The sequence below is a fragment of the Streptomyces sp. bgisy100 genome, from assembly GCF_057709105.1.
In genome coordinates this window covers 1-17,252 of the sequence record NZ_JBYITE010000036.1, presented here as the reverse complement: position 1 = coordinate 17,252, position 17,252 = coordinate 1, and the positions used below count along the sequence as shown (strand labels likewise).

10 protein-coding genes are annotated in these 17,252 nt (G+C 71.8%); 8 read left to right on the top strand and 2 right to left on the bottom strand.

The annotated features are described in order from the left end of the window. The first annotated feature begins 66 nt into the window (after positions 1 to 66). The gene (hflX, locus tag AC3EQ1_RS22280) at positions 67 to 1,563 is read left to right on the top strand and encodes a GTPase HflX (RefSeq protein WP_432096109.1); all 1,497 of its coding nucleotides are present in this window, start codon (positions 67 to 69) and stop codon (positions 1,561 to 1,563) included. Between the two features lie 176 nt (positions 1,564 to 1,739). Here hflX and AC3EQ1_RS22275 read toward each other — a convergent pair whose 3' ends face one another. Further along, entirely contained in the window at positions 1,740 to 2,915 is a 1,176-nt protein-coding gene (locus tag AC3EQ1_RS22275; protein ID WP_432096108.1) for a trypsin-like serine peptidase, read from the bottom strand. A 289-nt stretch (positions 2,916 to 3,204) separates the two neighbouring features. On the opposite strand from AC3EQ1_RS22275, the gene AC3EQ1_RS22270 reads away from it, so the two are divergent. The 5 genes from AC3EQ1_RS22270 (at position 3,205) to AC3EQ1_RS22250 (ending at position 11,929) form a co-directional block, all read left to right on the top strand. Then, on the top strand, positions 3,205 to 5,079 hold the full coding sequence (locus AC3EQ1_RS22270; RefSeq protein ID WP_488187165.1) for a diaminobutyrate--2-oxoglutarate transaminase family protein: 1,875 nt from the start codon (positions 3,205 to 3,207) through the stop codon (positions 5,077 to 5,079). A 249-nt stretch (positions 5,080 to 5,328) separates the two neighbouring features. Then, positions 5,329 to 7,281: an IucA/IucC family protein gene (locus AC3EQ1_RS22265; protein ID WP_432096107.1), complete on the top strand. Its 1,953-nt coding sequence runs from the start codon at positions 5,329 to 5,331 to the stop codon at positions 7,279 to 7,281. 70 nt (positions 7,282 to 7,351) lie between these two features. Beyond that, the gene (locus AC3EQ1_RS22260; RefSeq protein WP_432096106.1) at positions 7,352 to 8,080 is read left to right on the top strand and encodes a GNAT family N-acetyltransferase; all 729 of its coding nucleotides are present in this window, start codon (positions 7,352 to 7,354) and stop codon (positions 8,078 to 8,080) included. 85 nt (positions 8,081 to 8,165) lie between these two features. Further along, the gene (locus AC3EQ1_RS22255; protein ID WP_432096105.1) at positions 8,166 to 9,929 is read left to right on the top strand and encodes an IucA/IucC family protein; all 1,764 of its coding nucleotides are present in this window, start codon (positions 8,166 to 8,168) and stop codon (positions 9,927 to 9,929) included. A gap of 41 nt (positions 9,930 to 9,970) precedes the next feature. Further along, positions 9,971 to 11,929 carry an ATP-dependent DNA helicase gene (locus AC3EQ1_RS22250; protein WP_432096104.1) on the top strand — a complete coding sequence of 653 codons (1,959 nt, stop codon included), beginning with the start codon at positions 9,971 to 9,973 and terminating at the stop codon, positions 11,927 to 11,929. A 329-nt stretch (positions 11,930 to 12,258) separates the two neighbouring features. Here AC3EQ1_RS22250 and lexA read toward each other — a convergent pair whose 3' ends face one another. After that, positions 12,259 to 13,041, bottom strand: a complete 783-nt coding sequence (lexA, locus tag AC3EQ1_RS22245) for a transcriptional repressor LexA (protein ID WP_351504980.1) — start codon at positions 13,039 to 13,041, stop codon at positions 12,259 to 12,261. Positions 13,042 to 13,531: 490 nt separating this feature from the next. Between lexA and nrdR the strand changes: the two genes are divergently transcribed. Together nrdR and AC3EQ1_RS22235 are read left to right on the top strand one after the other, a co-directional pair. Further along, positions 13,532 to 14,044: a transcriptional regulator NrdR gene (gene nrdR, locus AC3EQ1_RS22240; RefSeq protein WP_432096103.1), complete on the top strand. Its 513-nt coding sequence runs from the start codon at positions 13,532 to 13,534 to the stop codon at positions 14,042 to 14,044. 114 nt (positions 14,045 to 14,158) lie between these two features. After that, positions 14,159 to 17,029, top strand: a complete 2,871-nt coding sequence (locus tag AC3EQ1_RS22235) for a vitamin B12-dependent ribonucleotide reductase (RefSeq protein WP_432096102.1) — start codon at positions 14,159 to 14,161, stop codon at positions 17,027 to 17,029. The last annotated feature ends 223 nt before the right edge of the window (positions 17,030 to 17,252 follow it).

The window sequence follows — 17,252 nt, the reverse complement described above, 5'->3', positions numbered from 1 at the left end:
CCGGGGAATCCTCCAGGCGGCCCGGACGTTGTTCCCGACGAGAGTTTCCATCGACGTAAGGATCCAATGACCTCCTCTTCTTCCCCTTCCCAGGACGCCCAGAGCTTCTCGACAAGCCTTCGGGCCGACGCCCTGATGGAAGAGGACGTCGCCTGGAGCCACGAAGCCGACGAGGAGCGTGACGGCGGACAGTACGACCGCTCCGACCGCGCGGCCCTGCGCCGGGTCGCGGGCCTTTCCACCGAGCTCGAGGACGTCACCGAGGTCGAGTACCGGCAGCTGCGCCTGGAGCGTGTGGTGCTGGTCGGCGTCTGGACGTCGGGCACGGTGCAGGACGCGGAGAACTCCCTCGCGGAACTGGCCGCGCTCGCCGAGACGGCGGGGGCGGTGGTGCTGGACGGCGTGATCCAGCGCCGCGACAAGCCCGACCCGGCCACCTACATCGGTTCCGGCAAGGCCCTGGAGCTGCGGGACATCGTGCTCGAGAGCGGAGCCGACACCGTCGTCTGTGACGGTGAGCTCACCCCGGGTCAGCTCATCCACCTCGAGGACGTCGTCAAGGTGAAGGTGGTCGACCGGACCGCCCTCATCCTCGACATCTTCGCCCAGCACGCCAAGTCGCGAGAGGGCAAGGCCCAGGTCTCGCTCGCGCAGATGCAGTACATGCTGCCGCGGCTGCGCGGCTGGGGTCAGTCGCTGTCCCGGCAGATGGGTGGCGGTGGCTCCGGTTCCTCGGGCGGCGGTATGGCCACCCGTGGTCCCGGTGAGACCAAGATCGAGACGGACCGGCGCCGGATCCGCGAGAAGATGGCGAAGATGCGCCGGGAGATCGCGGAGATGAAGACCGGCCGCGACATCAAGCGGCAGGAGCGCCGCCGCAACAAGGTGCCCTCGGTCGCCATCGCCGGCTACACCAACGCCGGCAAGTCCTCGCTGCTCAACCGGCTGACCGGCGCGGGTGTACTGGTGGAGAACGCGCTGTTCGCCACCCTGGACCCGACCGTCCGCCGGGCCGAGACGCCCAGCGGCCGGCTCTACACCCTGGCCGACACCGTCGGGTTCGTGCGGCATCTGCCCCACCACCTGGTGGAGGCGTTCCGCTCCACGATGGAGGAGGTCGGTGACTCCGATCTGATCCTGCACGTGGTGGACGGTTCGCACCCGTTCCCGGAGGAGCAGCTGGCGGCGGTCCGCGAGGTCATCCGCGACGTGGGTGCCGTCGAGGTGCCCGAGATCGTGGTGGTCAACAAGGCGGACGCGGCCGATCCGCTGGTCCTCCAGCGCCTGCTCCGGATCGAGCCGCGCGCCCTCGCGGTGTCGGCCCGCTCGGGGCAGGGCATCGACGAACTGCTGGCGCTGATCGACGACGAGCTGCCGCGGCCCCGGGTCGAGATCGAGGCGCTGGTTCCGTACACGCACGGCCAGTTGGTCTCGCGGGCGCACGCCGACGGTGAGGTGATCTCCGAGGAGCACACCCCGGAGGGCACGCTGCTCATGGCCAGGGTCCACGAGGAACTGGCGGCCGAGCTCCAGCCGTACGTCCCGGCCGCCGGGCGCGCCTGACGCCGTGGTCGTTACGGCGGATCGGCCGCCCGCCTGAGGATGCGTCCGCATGGCGCGTCGGCCGGGTGCGTGCACCGCTCACCGCCAACCGCCCACAGCTCATGACGAAGGGCCCGTTCCCACCGGCCGGTGGGAACGGGCCCTTCGTCATGAGTGGCTCAGCGGCCGCGACCGGGTCAGCGGTTCGCGAACTTCCGGCTGACCGCGTCGTACATGCTCTTCGCCTCGGGGCCCAGGTGCGGTCCCGCCAGCCAGGTGGCGGGGGCGGGGCCGATGGAGGTGTTGGACACCAGGGCCGGCTTGCCGTCGGCTCCATTGGCGAACCATCCACCGCCGGACGAGCCGCCCGTCATGGTGCAGCCGATCCGGTACATCGTCGGCTGGGAAGAGGACGTGGAGAGCCGTCCGGGCTTGTCGACACAGGAGAACATCTTGCTGCCGTCGAACGGCGGGGCGGCCGGGTAACCCCAGGCGCCCATGTCGGAGATGTCCTTCACCGCGGGGGCGTTGAACTCGACCGGCAGGGCCGCACCGACGGTCTCCTCCAGGGACTTGCCCTCGCTGCCCGCCTCCGGCTTCACGTGCAGCACGGCGAAGTCGTACGGGGCGCCGCTGCCGCCCGTCTCCTCACCCTGCTTGATCCACTGCTGGGAGGTGGACGCCCAGTCCGCCCACCAGGCGCCGTACGGGGCGACCTGCTCGCGGGGCGAGCTGTTCAGCCGGGCCGCGGGCGCGCCCTTGTCGTTGAAGGAGGGGACGAAGGCGATGTTGCGGTACCAGCCGCCCTTCTTGCCCGCGTGCACACAGTGGCCCGCCGTCCAGACCATGTTGGACTTGCCGGGGTGGGCCGGGTCCTTCACGACCGTGGCGGAGCAGACCATCGAGCCGTCGGGGCCGTCGAAGAAGACCTTGCCGACCGGGGCCGCGTTGTCGTGGTACGGCGTGCGGACCTGACTCGCCTCGACGGGCGCCGGCTCGGGGTCGGTGACGCCCTGGTCGTCCGAGAGGTCGGCGGGGACCGTCTTCTGCGGGTCCTCCGCCTCCTTCATCCGCTCCGGCTTCCAGAGGTCCTCGATGATCGGGTTGACGAAGTCACCGGCCTCGCGGAGCCAGTCGTCCTTGTTCCAGTTCTTCCACTCCCCGTTCTTCCACTGGTCCAGGTCCATCCCCAGCTCCTTCAGGCGCTGGTTGATGTCCTTCGGAGGGGTGACGGAGCCCTGCCCCTGCTGCCCCGCGGAGGCCCCGGGCTGGTCGCTCGCGTCGTCGTCCGTCGGGCCGCACGCGGTCGCGGTCACCGCGAGCACAGCGGCGAGCGCGGCTGCGGCGAGGGCGGGCCGTCGTATGGAAGGCATGGGTGGAACTCCCCCTGGATGTGTACGAACCCTGCAGATGAACTTGTCATGCACCCCGACCGAGGCGCAGAGCCCCACTATGCCGGTGCCGTTGGGGACGGTCGCGGCCGGGTCCGTGGTTCCCGGGGCCACGGCGCCGAGGCGCCAAGGATCTTCCGGTTGCCCGTGATCCGCCGCTCGCGGCGTCGTTGGTACGTACGGCGGACAGCCAACCAGCGTTCATCCAGAGGACAGGAGAACCGTGGCCGTGACCGAGTCCCCGCCGACGGCGCAGCCCGCTTCCGACACCGTGGCCGTGCAGGACGCCGTGCAGGACACGGCGGGGACCGCGGACGCGGCCCAGGAGGGGATCCTCCGGCGGCAGTCGCTCCGCGAGTCGGCCGCGCGGACGTATGCTCGCGCGCTCCCGATCGTCCCGGTGCGGGCCCGGGGGATGACGATCGAGGGGGCCGACGGCCGGCGGTACCTCGACTGCCTGTCCGGCGCCGGGTCGCTGGCCCTCGGCCACAACCATCCGGTGGTGCTGGAAGCCATCCGCTCCGTCCTCGACTCCGGGGCACCGCTGCACGCGCTCGACCTCGCGACCCCGGTCAAGGACGCCTTCACCACCGAGCTGTTCCGGACCCTGCCGGGCGACCTGGCCGACCGGGCACGCGTGCAGTTCTGCGGCCCCGCGGGAAGCGACGCGGTCGAGGCGGCGATCAAACTCGTGCGCACCGCGACGGGACGTTCCGGGCTCCTCGCCTTCTCCGGGGCGTACCACGGGATGACCGCGGGGGCACTCGAAGCATCGGGGGGCGCACAGGACGTCAGGGTGGCGCGACTGCCCTACCCGTACGACTACCGCTGCCCGTTCGGGGTCGGCGGCGCACGGGGTGCGGAACTCTCCGCACGGTGGACCGAGCAGCTGCTGGACGACCCCAAGAGCGGAGTCCCGCTCCCGGCCGGGATGCTCGTCGAACCGGTGCAGGGGGAGGGCGGAGTGATCCCGGCCCCCGGGCCCTGGCTGCGCCGGATGCGGGAACTGACCGCCGCACGCGGCATTCCGCTCATCGCGGACGAGGTGCAGACCGGCGTCGGCCGCACCGGAGCCTTCTGGGCCGTCGAGCACAGCGGGGTGGTGCCGGACGTCATGGTGCTGTCGAAGGCCATCGGCGGCAGCCTGCCGCTCGCCGTCGTGGTCTACCGCGACGACCTCGACCTCTGGGAGCCCGGTGCGCACGCCGGAACCTTCCGCGGCAACCAGCTCGCGATGGCCGCGGGAGCGGCGACGCTGGCGTACGTGCGGGAGAACGGACTCGCCGAGCGGGCTGCCGTGCTCGGCGGCCGGATGCTGGAGCGGCTGCGCCGCTTCGCCGCGGAGCAGCCGTGCGTCGGTGACGTCCGCGGCAGCGGCCTCATGATCGGCCTGGAGCTGGTGGCCGCCGAGGCCGGCGAGGCACCGTTCCGCCGTGCGGCCGGCCCGGACGGCAACGGTCCGGCGCGCGACGGCCGGGGCTGCGGTGACCGCTCCGGAAGCAGTGGTCCCTTCGGCGCCGGCGAACCCGGTGGGATCAGCGGTGGCAGGGGCACCGGAGGCATCGGCCGGGCGAGCCGGAACGGCACCGGCGGCGAGTGCGGCAACCGGGACAACGGCCCTGCCGACGACTGTTGCCACAGCCCTGCCGACGACCGTTGCCACGGCAACGGCAGCCAGGAGCAGCAGAGTCGCCGTAAGCCCGGAAGCCCCGGTCGCGACAGCACCACCCATCGCGGCAACGGCCGGAACCGCAGTCACGGCAGCACCGACGCGTACCTCGACGGCCCCGGCCGCAGCGGCGGCACGGTGGACGACGGCGGCGCGGTACCCGGAGGCGGGGTGTTCGACGTGCCGGCGACGGGTGGCACGTCGTTCGGCGGCGGGCCACCGGCCGCCCCACTGCTGGCAGCCGAGGTCCAGCAGGAGTGCCTGCGGCGTGGACTGATCGTCGAACTCGGCGGCCGGTACTCCAGCGTGGTGCGCCTCCTTCCACCGCTGACCATCACCGACGAGCAGGCCGAAGCGGTCCTCGACCGGCTGACCGACGCGATCTCCAGCGCCGTCCGGAACGGTGGTGCCGTCCGTGACGCGTACCCGCCCGTACCCCGGCCGCCGCGCCCCGCGCCGCCGGGTACCTCCCGGTGAGGACGGCCCGGCGGGGCACGGCGCCGCCGTTGCCGCCTTCCGCCCCGGCACCTCCGCCCGACAGGGTGGGCCGGATATCCACCGGCGCTCCCCGCTCGTAGCCCCGGTGCCCCGGCGCCCTGCCGCGCCGGGCGCCCGGGGTGCAGGGAGCGCTCCGGCTCCGGCAGGCATCTCCAGCCCAGCCAACCGACGAAGGAGGGTGGCGCCCCGTTCCCGGCCCACCGCCGGGGACACCGCGCCGACCAGACCATGGACGTATGCTCCGGCCGCGAGGCCACAGCGACCACCGACCGGCACGCCGTACCCCGGCAGGCCGGCCCCAACGGCGCCCGCCCGGCAGGACAGGACCCGCTGGACCACCCCGACCCGCGCGTCGCGGCCGAGGCAGCGGCACGGGAGAACCTGCTGCGCTGCTGGACGCGGGAGACGGACACCCGCCCGCCGGGCGGTGACACCCTCCGGATCCCGCTGCCCGCCAGCGGCACCGCGCTCCTGGTCCCCGTCCGCTACTGGTCGGCCACCGGCTGGCACCGGTTCGGCGCGCCCGTCCTGGAGACCGCCCCCGACGGCGCACCCGCCGTCGACGCCGTCACCCTCGCCGCCCTGCTCGGCCGGGAGGCGGCCCACGCAGCCCCCGGCGACAGTGCCCCCGGCCACAGTGCCAACGGCAACAGCGCCACCGGCGAGGACGGCACCGTTGAGGCCGGCACGGTTGAGGCCGGCACCGGTGAAGGCGGCACCGAACTCGTCGGCCGGGTCGCCGACTCCGTCCGGCGCACCGCGGACTTCATCGCCGACCGGCGGGCCCACCCCGGCGTATCCCTCGCCGGGGACCAGTTCCTCGACGCCGAGCAGTCGCTCGTCCTCGGTCATCCGCTGCACCCCACTCCCAAGAGCCGCGAAGGGCTCTCCGACGCCGAATCCCGCGCCTACTCACCCGAGCTGCGCGGCTCCTTCCCGCTGCACTGGCTGGCCGTCGACCGGACGGTCCTGGCCACCGACTCCGCATGGACCGAACGGGGCCGCCCCGTCCCGGCCGGGCAGCTCACCACCGAGCTGGCCGGTGACGGACGCGAACTTCCCCCCGGAACCGTGCCGTTGCCGCTCCACCCCTGGCAGGCCCGGGAGATCCGGCACCGCCCCGCCGTCACCGAACTCCTCGACGCCGGGCTGCTGCACGACCTGGGGCCGTTCGGCGCGCCCTGGTACCCCACCTCCTCCGTCCGGACCGTGCACCGCCCCGGTGCGCCCGCCATGCTCAAGCTCTCCCTCGGCCTGCGCATCACCAACTCCCGCCGCGAGAACCTCCGCAAGGAACTCCAGCGCGGCGTCGAGGTGCACCGGCTGATGCGCAGCGGTCTCGCGGAGCAGTGGCAGCGGATCCACCCCCGCTTCGACATCGTGCGCGACCCGGCCTGGATCGCCGTATCGGACACCGACGGCAGGCCCCTCCCCGGCCTCGACGTCGTCATCCGGCACAACCCGTTCGGCCCCAGCGACGACGCCGTCTGCGTCGCCGGGCTCACCTCGCCCCGCCCGTTCCCCGCAGACGCCCCGGCCGGCAGCCCGCTCATGCGGTCCCGCCTCGCCGACCTGATGTCCCGGCTCGCCGGGCGCACCGGCCGCCCCGTCGGAGCCGTGTCCGCCGAGTGGTTCCTGCGCTACCTCCAGGCCGTGGTCCGGCCGGTGCTGTGGCTCGACGGCGAGGCGGGCGTCGCACTCGAAGCGCACCAGCAGAACACGCTCGTGCTCCTCGACACCCACGGCTGGCCGGCCGGTGGCCGCTACCGGGACAACCAGGGCTACTACTTCCGCGAATCCCACCGCGCCCGCCTGGAGCGACGGCTCCCCGGCATCGGGACCGAGAGCGACACATTCGTCTCCGACGACGTCACCGACGAACGCCTCGCCTACTACCTGGGCATCAACAACGTCCTCGGACTCATCGGGGCGTTCGGCTCACAGCGGCTCGCCGATGAACGCGTCCTCCTGGCCGCCTTCCGCCGCTTCCTCGGCGAGGCCGCGGCAGGCCCGGCAGCGCTCGGTTCCACCCTGCCCGCCCGGCTGCTCGAGTCCGCCACGCTGCGCTGCAAGGCGAACCTCTTCACCCGGCTGCACGGTCTCGACGAGCTGGTCGGCCCCGTCGACACCCAGTCCGTCTACGTCACCGTCCCCAACCCCCTCTCCGTATCGCAGACATGACCCACCACGGCAGGCCCCGGGGTGCCCCACGGCTCCGGCACCCCGAGACATCCGAGAGGAGAGCGGCACCGTGCCGTCCGACCCGCCGGGACCCGGCACCGACTCCAGCACCGAGGACACGCTGGACCTCCGCCTGGCGGAGGTCCTCGCCCCGCTGACGCCCGGGGCGGGCGCCGGGCCCGGGCGAGCGGACGGCCCCGCCGAGCCCCCGTCCGGCCCCGACCGCTACGACCTGCTGGACGGCGTCGGCTCCTGGGGGCCGGTGAGCACCGCCGCGGGCACCTTCCTGCTCGCCCCCGTGCACGCCGGCCGCGATCTGCCGGTCGTCACCCGCTGGATGAACGACCCCGCGGTGGCCGCCTTCTGGGACCTCGCCGGACCCGATGAGAGGGTGGCCGCCCATGTGCGGGCCCAACTCGACGGAGACGGGCGCAGCGTGCCCTGTCTCGGGGTACTGAACGGCGTACCGATGAGTTACTGGGAGGTGTACCGTGCCGACCTCGACCCCCTGGCCCGCCATTACCCCGCTCGCCCCCATGACACCGGTATCCATCTGCTCATCGGCGCCGTCGGCGACCGCGGCCGCGGGGTCGGCACATCGCTGCTGCGCGCCGTCGCCGATCTCGTCCTCGACCGCCGGCCCTCCTGCGGACGGGTCGTGGCCGAGCCGGATCTGCGCAACACCCCGTCCGTCGCCGCCTTCCTCGGCGCGGGCTTCCGCTTCGCCGCCGAACTCGACCTCCCCGACAAGCGAGCAGCCCTGATGATCCGCGACCGTCCTCATCGCCACCTCCTGTGATCAGGCCATCTGGCATCGCTGATCCGTGCACTGCTTTCCTTACACCGCTCGGCTCGTCCCCGTTCCCATCCGAGGAGCACGTCTTTTGCGCCCGTCACCCCAGCAGCGTCAAGCCGCTTGGCACCGAGCCAGCCGCCACCTGCTCGCCAAGATGCTCGCCGAATTCGCCTACGAGGAGGTGATCTCGCCCGAGCCCGAGCCCGAGGACGGCGCCCCGACGGCCCACCGGCTCCCCGTGGACGACGGCACGGTCTACCGCTTCCACGCCCGGCGCGGCGCCTACGGCCACTGGCGGGTGGACCCGGACTCGATCACTCCGTCCGCGGACCCGCTGCAGTTCATCGCCCGCACCCACACCGGGGTGCTCGGGCTGAGCGGGGACACCACCGGGCACCTCGTCCGCGAGATCACCGCCACGCTCGCCGCCGACACCCGCCTGGCGGCCACGTCCCGCAGCGCCGCGGAGCTCGCCGACCTCGACTACGCCGAGCTCGAAGGGCACCAGACGGGGCACCCCTGGATCGTGGTGAACAAGGGCCGGCTCGGGTTCTCCGCCACCGACACCGAACGGTGGGCACCGGAGGCCCGCACGCCGCACCGCCTTCCCTGGCTCGCGGTCCACCGCGACCTGGCCCGGTACCGGGGCGTTCCCGCGCTCGCCACCCCCGACCGGCTCTACGCCGACGAGCTGACGCCCCGCACCCGGGAGGCGTTCGCCGCCGCGGTCAGCGACCAGGGCCGCGACCCCGCCGACTACCTCTGGCTTCCGGTGCACCCCTGGCAGTGGGACGAGAGCGTCGCGCAGCTCTTCGCCCCGCAGGTCGCCGACGGAACGATAATCCCGCTCCCCGCCGACGAGGACCTGCGGCTGCCGCAGCAGTCGATCCGCACGTTCCTCAACACCAGCCGCCCGGAGGCCCGGACGGTCAAGCTGCCCCTGTCCATCCTCAACACCCTGGTGTGGCGGGGCCTGCCCACCGAGCGCACCCTGGCCGCGCCCGCGGTCACCGACTGGGTCCACGCCCTGCGCGACGCCGACCCCTTCCTGCGCGACGAGACCCGGGTCGTGCTGCTCGGCGAGACCGCCTCCGTCGCGGTGGAGCACCCGCTCTACGACCGGCTCCCCGGTATCCCCTACCAGTACCGGGAACTCCTCGGCTGCATCTGGCGCGAGCCCATCGCCCCGCAGCTGGACCCCGGCGAGCGGGCCCGCACCCTGGCCGCGCTGCTCCTCACCGACCCGCAGGGCCGTTCGTTCACCGCCGAGCTCGTGCACCGCTCGGGCCTCGATCCGGCCGTCTGGCTCAGCCGTCTCTTCGCCGCGCTGCTGCCACCGCTGCTGCACTTCCTCTACCGGTACGGCACGGTCTTCTCCCCGCACGGCGAGAACGCCATCGTCGTCTTCGACGAGCAGGACGTCCCGGTCCGTCTGGCGATCAAGGACTTCGTCGACGACGTCAACGTCAGCGCCGAGCCCCTGCCCGAGCACGACACGATGCCCGCCGAGGTGCGCGAGGTGCTGCTCACCGAGCCGCCGTCGTTCCTCACCCAGTTCATCCACTCCGGGCTCTTCGTCGGGGTGTTCCGCTATCTCGCGCCGATCTGCGAGGAGCAGCTCGGGGTGGCCGAGAGCCAGTTCTGGTCGCTCGTCCGCGCCGAGATCCTCCGGCACCAGGCGCGCTTCCCGGAGCTCAAGGACCGGTTCGAGACCTTCGACCTGCTCACCCCCCGGATCGAGCGGCTCTGTCTCAACCGCAACCGGCTGCATCTGGACGGCTACCGCGACCGCCCCGACCGGCCGCACGCCGCCGTGCACGGCACCGTCCCGAACCCCCTCCATCAGCTGTGAGGGCCACCGATGTCAGTGGCGCCCCGTAGGGTGGTCACGCTATGACGAAGCCCTCCCTCCCCGACCTGCTGCACGCCGCCGTCACCGCCGTCGGCGGTACGGAACGCCCTGGTCAGGTCACCATGGCCGAGACCGTTGCCGAGGTCGTCGACGACGGTTCCCACTTGCTGGTCCAAGCGGGAACCGGCACCGGTAAGTCGCTCGGCTACCTGGTGCCGGCCCTGGCACACGGCGAGCGGGTGGTCGTGGCCACCGCGACCCTCGCGCTGCAGCGGCAGCTCGTGCAGCGGGACCTGCCGCGCACGGTCGAGGCGCTGCACCCGCTGCTGCGGCGCAGGCCGGAGTTCGCCATGCTCAAGGGGCGCTCCAACTACCTGTGCCTGCACCGGCTCCACGAGGGGGTGCCGCAGGAGGAGGAAGAGGGGCTGTTCGACCCCTTCGAGGCCGCGACGCCCACCAGCAGGCTCGGCAAGGACCTGCTGCGGATGCGGGACTGGGCGGACGAGACGGAGACCGGGGACCGCGACGACCTCACCCCCGGTGTCTCGGACCGCGCCTGGTCCCAGGTGTCGGTGTCCTCCCGGGAGTGCCTGGGCGCGTCGAAGTGCGCCTACGGTGCGGAGTGCTTCGCGGAGGCCGCGCGGGAGCGGGCCAAGCTGGCCGACGTCGTGGTCACCAACCACGCGCTGCTCGCCATCGACGCGATCGAAGGCGCCCCGGTGCTGCCCGGCCACGAGGTTCTCGTCATCGACGAGGCCCACGAACTGGTCTCCCGTGTCACCGGCGCCGCGACCGGGGAGCTCACCCCGGGGTCGGTGAACCGCGCCGTGCGCCGGGCCGCCAAGCTGGTCGACGAGAAGGTGGCGGACGCCCTCCAGACCGCGGCCGAGTCCTTCGAGCGGCTGATGGAGCTGGCCCTCCCGGGGCGCCTGGAGGAGATCCCCGAGGACCTCGGCTACGCCCTGATGGCGCTGCGGGACGCGGCCCGCACCGTCATCACGGCGCTGGGGAACACCCGGGACAAGTCCGTGCAGGACGAGGACGCGGTGCGCAAACAGGCCCTGGCGGCCGTGGAGAACGTGCATGCCGTCGCCGAGCGCATCGCGAACGGCTCGGAGTACGACGTCGTCTGGTACGAGCGCCACGACCGGTTCGGGGCCTCGCTGCGCGTCGCGCCGCTGTCGGTGTCCGGACTGCTCCGGGAGAAGCTGTTCACCGAGCGGTCCGTGGTGCTGACCTCCGCGACCCTCAAGCTCGGCGGCGACTTCAACGGGGTGGCGGCCTCGCTCGGGCTCTCCCCGGAGGGAGTGGAGGGAGAGGACGTCCCGCAGTGGAGGGGCCTGGATGTCGGCTCGCCCTTCGACTACCCGAAGCAGGGCATCCTCTACGTCGCCAGGCATCTGGCGCAGCCGGGCCGGGAGGGCAGCCGGACGGACATGCTGGACGAGCTGGCGGAGCTCGTGGAGGCGGCGGGCGGCCGCACACTCGGTCTCTTCTCCTCGATGCGGGCGGCCCAGGGCGCGGCGGAGGCGCTGCGGGAGCGGCTGGACCAGCCGATCCTGCTGCAGGGCGAGGAGACGCTCGGCGAACTGATCCGGGCCTTCGCCGAGGACCCCCACACCTGTCTCTTCGGCACCTTGTCGCTGTGGCAGGGCGTCGACGTCCCGGGGCCGAGCTGCCAGCTCGTCGTCATGGACCGGATTCCGTTCCCCCGGCCCGACGATCCCCTGATGAGCGCACGGCAGAAGGCCGTGGAGGAGGGCGGCGGCAACGGATTCATGGCCGTCGCCGCCACCCATGCCGCGCTGCTCATGGCGCAGGGCGCCGGCCGGCTGGTGCGGGCGTCCGGGGACCGCGGCGTGGTCGCCGTTCTCGACCCCCGGCTGGCCACCGCGCGCTACGGCAGTTTCCTCCGGGCCTCGATGCCGGACTTCTGGTACACGGTGGACCGCAATCAGGTGCGCCGTTCCCTGGCGGCGATCGACGCGGCCGCGGGCTGAGTGCCTTGATCACGAGCGTCGGCAGCGCTCGTGATCAATACCCCCGGGGACGCAACGAGCGGCGCCCGTTCCCGCCCGAGGCCGACGTGGTGCGGTGCCGGTCCCGCGCCCTGCCCGTGCGCTGACGAGCAGGCGCCGCACGCCGGAGGGGCAGCCACCCGCCCGGCCCGGCGCCCCCGGCGGCGCAGCCGGTACAGAGCACAAGCGCGGCTCGTGCAGAGCACCGCGGATTCGGCACGGCGGAAACTGCACAGCCGATCCAGCGAAGCGGACACAGCAGGGCCCCGGAACCGGCGCAGTGGTCCCGGGGCCCGGTCGTGAGGGGTGTGTCAGACCCGCCGCAGCACCGCGACCACCTTGCCGAGGATGGTCGCCTCGTCGCCCGGGATCGGCTGGTACGCGGAGTTGTGCGGGAGCAGCCACACATGGCCGTCCTCCCGCTTGAAGCGCTTCACGGTGGCCTCGCCGTCGAGCATGGCGGCCACGATGTCGCCGTTCTCCGCCACCGGCTGGCGGCGTACGGTCACCCAGTCGCCGTCGCAGATGGCGGCTTCCACCATGGAGTCGCCGACGACCTTCAGGACGAACAGCTCGCCGTCACCGACCAGTTGGCGGGGGAGGGGGAACACGTCCTCGACCGACTCCTCGGCGAGGATCGGGCCACCGGCGGCGATGCGGCCGACGAGCGGCACGTAGGACGCCGCGGGCTTTCCGGTCGTGTCCGTCGGCTGGCTGGTCGGTCCGTCCGAGCCGCGGACCTCGTACGCGCGCGGGCGGTGCGGGTCGCGGCGCAGGAAGCCCTTGCGCTCCAGGGCCATCAGCTGGTGGGCGACGGACGACGTGCTCGACAGCCCCACCGCCTGTCCGATCTCCCGCATGGACGGTGGGTAGCCGCGCCGCTGCACCGAGTCGCGGATGACCTCGATGACGCGCCGCTGCCGGTCGGTGAGGCCGGAACTGTCCGCCCTGATCCCGGGAGGTCGACCCGGCAGTGATCGGGCTTTCTGCCCCTCCGGGGTCATGGCGGCCTCATTCATCGCGTGCCCCTGGTCGGCCCGGTGCTGGGAGCGGTCCTGGGCGGTGATGGTGGCGCTGTCTGCGGTGGTGGTCACGTCGGCCCCTCTCGAGATGTTCTCCCTAGTGGGACAACGGTAGTTGGTTTCGAAAGGTTGCGCCAAACACACGTTCGAGTGAAATTTCGCAGTTCGCCCGTCGTGGTCAAGCAGTCGGGTGTATGAGCGGAACCGGCTCCGCTGCGGGGCCTTCCGTCCGGAATGTAGCGGCCGGGCGCGCGCGGGGTGCGTCGCCGCGCCGTCACCCAGTGTGTCACTCGCGCCCCGCCGGGCGGCGTCCGGTCCCCGTCCCGTACTCTCATGGGCGCTGCGCCGTGCGACACGCGGTCCGCGCGCTTGACGTCCGACCACCAGATCTAGTGGTTTGATGGGCGTCGGCCACCCACAAGTTGTGGTCCCGGGGGACTCAGCACTCACGGATATCGCCTATGCTTGGGGTGCTCCGCGAGGCCCCTTCCGGGCCGGCGCAGCCGTGCAGCCGTGCTGCTGTTTCGTACCACGTTCACAGGGTTCTAGGAGGGTAGGGAAGATGCACTGCCCCTTCTGCCGACACCCGGACAGCCGTGTGGTGGACAGCCGCACCACCGACGACGGGACCGCGATCCGCAGGCGTCGCCAGTGTCCCGACTGCTCCCGCCGCTTCACCACGGTGGAGACGGCGTCACTCATGGTGATCAAGCGGAGCGGAGTCACCGAACCGTTCAGCCGTGACAAGGTCATCTCCGGCGTGCGCAAGGCGTGCCAGGGCCGGCCGGTCACCGAGGACGCGCTCGCCAAGCTCGGCCAGCAGGTCGAGGAGGCGGTGCGCGCCACGGGAAGCGCCGAGCTGTCGACCCATGACGTCGGGCTGGCCATACTCGGCCCGCTCCAGGAGCTCGACCTCGTCGCCTATCTGCGGTTCGCGTCGGTCTACCGGGCGTTCGACACGCTCGAGGACTTCGAGGCAGCGGTCGCGGAGCTGCGCGAGCGGCGGCCCACGGCCGACACCGGCGGGCCCGCGGGGGACACCGAGGCCCCCGCGCCCGTCACCGCCGCCGACTAGCGGCACACATCAGACCTGCCCGGAGCGCCGTGTGCGCTCGGGTGCACGACAGAAATCGTGCCTACGGGAAGAAAAAGGCACATCAGGGCGTTTTCGCCCGCACAGGGAGGCGGCATGACAGAGACGGCGAGCGGCCCGGCACGAGGCTCCCGCGCCAAGGGCAGCAAGGCGAGCAAGGGGCTGCGTATCGAGCGCATCCACACGACCCCCGGCGTGCATCCGTACGACGAGGTGGTCTGGGAGCGCCGTGACGTCGTCATGACCAACTGGCGCGACGGTTCGGTCAACTTCGAGCAGCGAGGCGTCGAGTTCCCCGACTTCTGGTCGGTGAACGCGGTCAACATCGTCACGAGCAAGTACTTCCGGGGCGCGGTCGGCTCGCCCAGCCGCGAGTCCAGCCTGAAGCAGCTCATCGACCGCGTGGTGAAGACCTACCGGAAGGCCGGAGAGGACCACGGCTACTTCGCCTCCCCGGCGGACGCCGAGATCTTCGACCACGAGCTGACCCACGCCCTGCTGCACCAGGTGTTCAGCTTCAACTCGCCCGTCTGGTTCAACGTCGGCACCCAGCAGACGCAGCAGGTCTCGGCCTGCTTCATCCTCTCTGTCGACGACTCCATGGAGTCGATCCTCGACTGGTACAAGGAAGAGGGGATGATCTTCAAGGGCGGCTCGGGCGCCGGCCTGAACCTCTCCCGGATCCGCTCCTCCAAGGAGCTCCTCTCCTCCGGCGGCAACGCCTCCGGCCCCGTCTCCTTCATGCGCGGCGCGGACGCGTCCGCAGGAACGATCAAGTCGGGCGGCGCCACCCGCCGCGCCGCCAAGATGGTCGTCCTGGACGTGGACCACCCGGACGTCGAGGCCTTCATCGAGACCAAGGTGAAGGAGGAGGAGAAGGTCCGCGCGCTGCGCGACGCGGGCTTCGACATGGACCTCGGCGGTGACGACATCACCTCCGTGCAGTACCAGAACGCCAACAACTCGGTCCGGGTCAACGACGAGTTCATGAAGGCCGTCGAGACCGGCTCGAAGTTCGGGCTGCGCGGCCGGATGAACGGTGAGGTCATCGAGGAGGTCGACGCCAAGGGCCTCTTCCGGAAGATGGCCGAGGCCGCCTGGGCCTGCGCCGACCCCGGCATCCAGTACGACGACACCATCAACCACTGGCACACCTCGCCGGAGACGGGCCGGATCACCGCCTCGAACCCCTGCAGCGAGTACATGCACCTGGACAACTCCTCGTGCAACCTGGCCTCGCTGAACCTGATGAAGTTCCTCAGCGACGACGACCGGGGCAACCAGTCGTTCGACGCCGAGCGCTTCGCCAAGGTCGTCGAGCTGGTCATCACCGCGATGGACATCTCCATCTGCTTCGCGGACTTCCCGACCGAGAAGATCGGTGAGACCACCCGGGCCTTCCGCCAGCTGGGCATCGGCTACGCCAACCTCGGCGCGCTGCTGATGGCCACCGGCCACGCCTACGACTCCGACGGCGGCCGCGCGCTCGCCGGTGCCATCACCTCGCTGATGACCGGCACCTCCTACAAGCGCTCCGCCGAGCTGGCCGCGGCCGTCGGCCCGTACGACGGCTACGCCCGCAACGCCGACGCCCACCAGCGCGTCATGCGGCAGCACTCCGACGCCAACGGTGCCGCCAAGCGGATGGACGACCTGGACACCCCGGTCTGGGCCGCCGCCACGGAGGCCTGGCAGGACGTGATCCGGATCGGCGAGAAGAACGGATTCCGCAACGCCCAGGCCTCGGTGCTGGCCCCCACCGGCACCATCGGCCTGATGATGGACTGCGACACCACGGGCGTCGAGCCGGACCTGGCCCTGGTCAAGTTCAAGAAGCTCGTCGGCGGCGGCTCGATGCAGATCGTCAACAACACCGTCCCGAAGGCCCTGAAGCGACTCGGCTACCAGGAGGAGCAGGTCGAGGCGATCGTGGCCCACATTGCCGAGCACGGCAATGTGATCGACGCGCCCGGCCTCCGCCAGGAGCACTACGAGGTCTTCGACTGCGCCATGGGCGAGCGCTCCATCTCGCCGATGGGCCACGTCCGGATGATGGCGGCCGCCCAGCCGTTCCTGTCCGGTGCGATCTCCAAGACCGTCAACGTCCCGGAGTCGGCCACGGTCGAGGAGATCGAGGAGGTCTACTTCGAGGGCTGGAAGCTCGGTCTGAAGGCGCTCGCGATCTACCGCGACAACTGCAAGGTCGGCCAGCCGCTCTCGGTCAAGAAGAAGGACGAGAAGCCGGCGGAGGCCGCCGAGCCCGCGCCGGAGAAGGTCGTCGAGTACCGGCCGGTCCGCAACCGGCTGCCGAAGGGCCGTCCCGGCATCACCACCTCCTTCACGGTGGGCGGCGCCGAGGGCTACATGACCGCCAACTCCTACCCGGACGACGGTCTCGGCGAGGTCTTCCTCAAGATGTCCAAGCAGGGCTCGACCCTCGCGGGCATGATGGACGCCTTCTCCATCGCCGTCTCGGTGGGCCTGCAGTACGGGGTCCCGCTGGAGACCTACGTCTCGAAGTTCACCAACATGCGCTTCGAGCCGGCCGGCATGACGGACGACCCGGACGTGCGGATGGCGCAGTCGATCGTCGACTACATCTTCCGCCGCCTGGCGCTGGACTTCCTGCCGTTCGAGACCCGCTCGGCGCTCGGCATCCACTCGGCCGAGGAGCGTCAGCGGCACCTGGAGACCGGTTCGTACGAGCCGAACGACGACGAGGTCGACGTCGAGGGCCTGGCCCAGTCGGCCCCGCGGCACGTCGAGTCCCCGCAGACGTCGGCACCCAAGTCCACGGCGGGTGCCGCGCAGGCTCCGCAGCAGGCGCACAACTCCACCGAGCTGGTGGAGATGCAGCTGGGCCTGAACGCCGACGCTCCGCTGTGCTTCTCGTGCGGCACCAAGATGCGCCGGGCGGGCAGCTGCTACCTGTGCGAGGGGTGCGGGTCGACGAGCGGCTGCAGCTGAGCGAGCGAATCGTGTCCTGAGCAGTTGATGTTGAGGATTCGCGCATGAGAGGGCGCCGACCATCGGTCGGCGCCCTCTCCGTCGTTGCGCGGACCTGGTGATGTCGCTATCGGGACCCTGCGTTCCGGTCAGTCCCTGCGATCCGGAACGATCCGTCGGCACCCCCGTCCCACCACCTCCACCAGCCGGAAGCGGGGGGGGGGGGGGGGGGGGGGGGGGGGGG

Excerpts from the sequence above, each read along its gene's own strand:
- hflX (WP_432096109.1), top strand. The coding sequence starts at position 67 with ATGACCTCCTCTTCTTCCCCTTCCCAGGACGCCCAGAGCTTCTCGACA.
- AC3EQ1_RS22250 (WP_432096104.1), top strand. The coding sequence starts at position 9,971 with ATGACGAAGCCCTCCCTCCCCGACCTGCTGCACGCCGCCGTCACCGCC.
- AC3EQ1_RS22275 (WP_432096108.1), bottom strand. The coding sequence starts at position 2,915 with ATGCCTTCCATACGACGGCCCGCCCTCGCCGCAGCCGCGCTCGCCGCT.
- AC3EQ1_RS22235 (WP_432096102.1), top strand. The coding sequence starts at position 14,159 with ATGACAGAGACGGCGAGCGGCCCGGCACGAGGCTCCCGCGCCAAGGGC.
- AC3EQ1_RS22265 (WP_432096107.1), top strand. The coding sequence starts at position 5,329 with ATGGACGTATGCTCCGGCCGCGAGGCCACAGCGACCACCGACCGGCAC.
- nrdR (WP_432096103.1), top strand. The coding sequence starts at position 13,532 with ATGCACTGCCCCTTCTGCCGACACCCGGACAGCCGTGTGGTGGACAGC.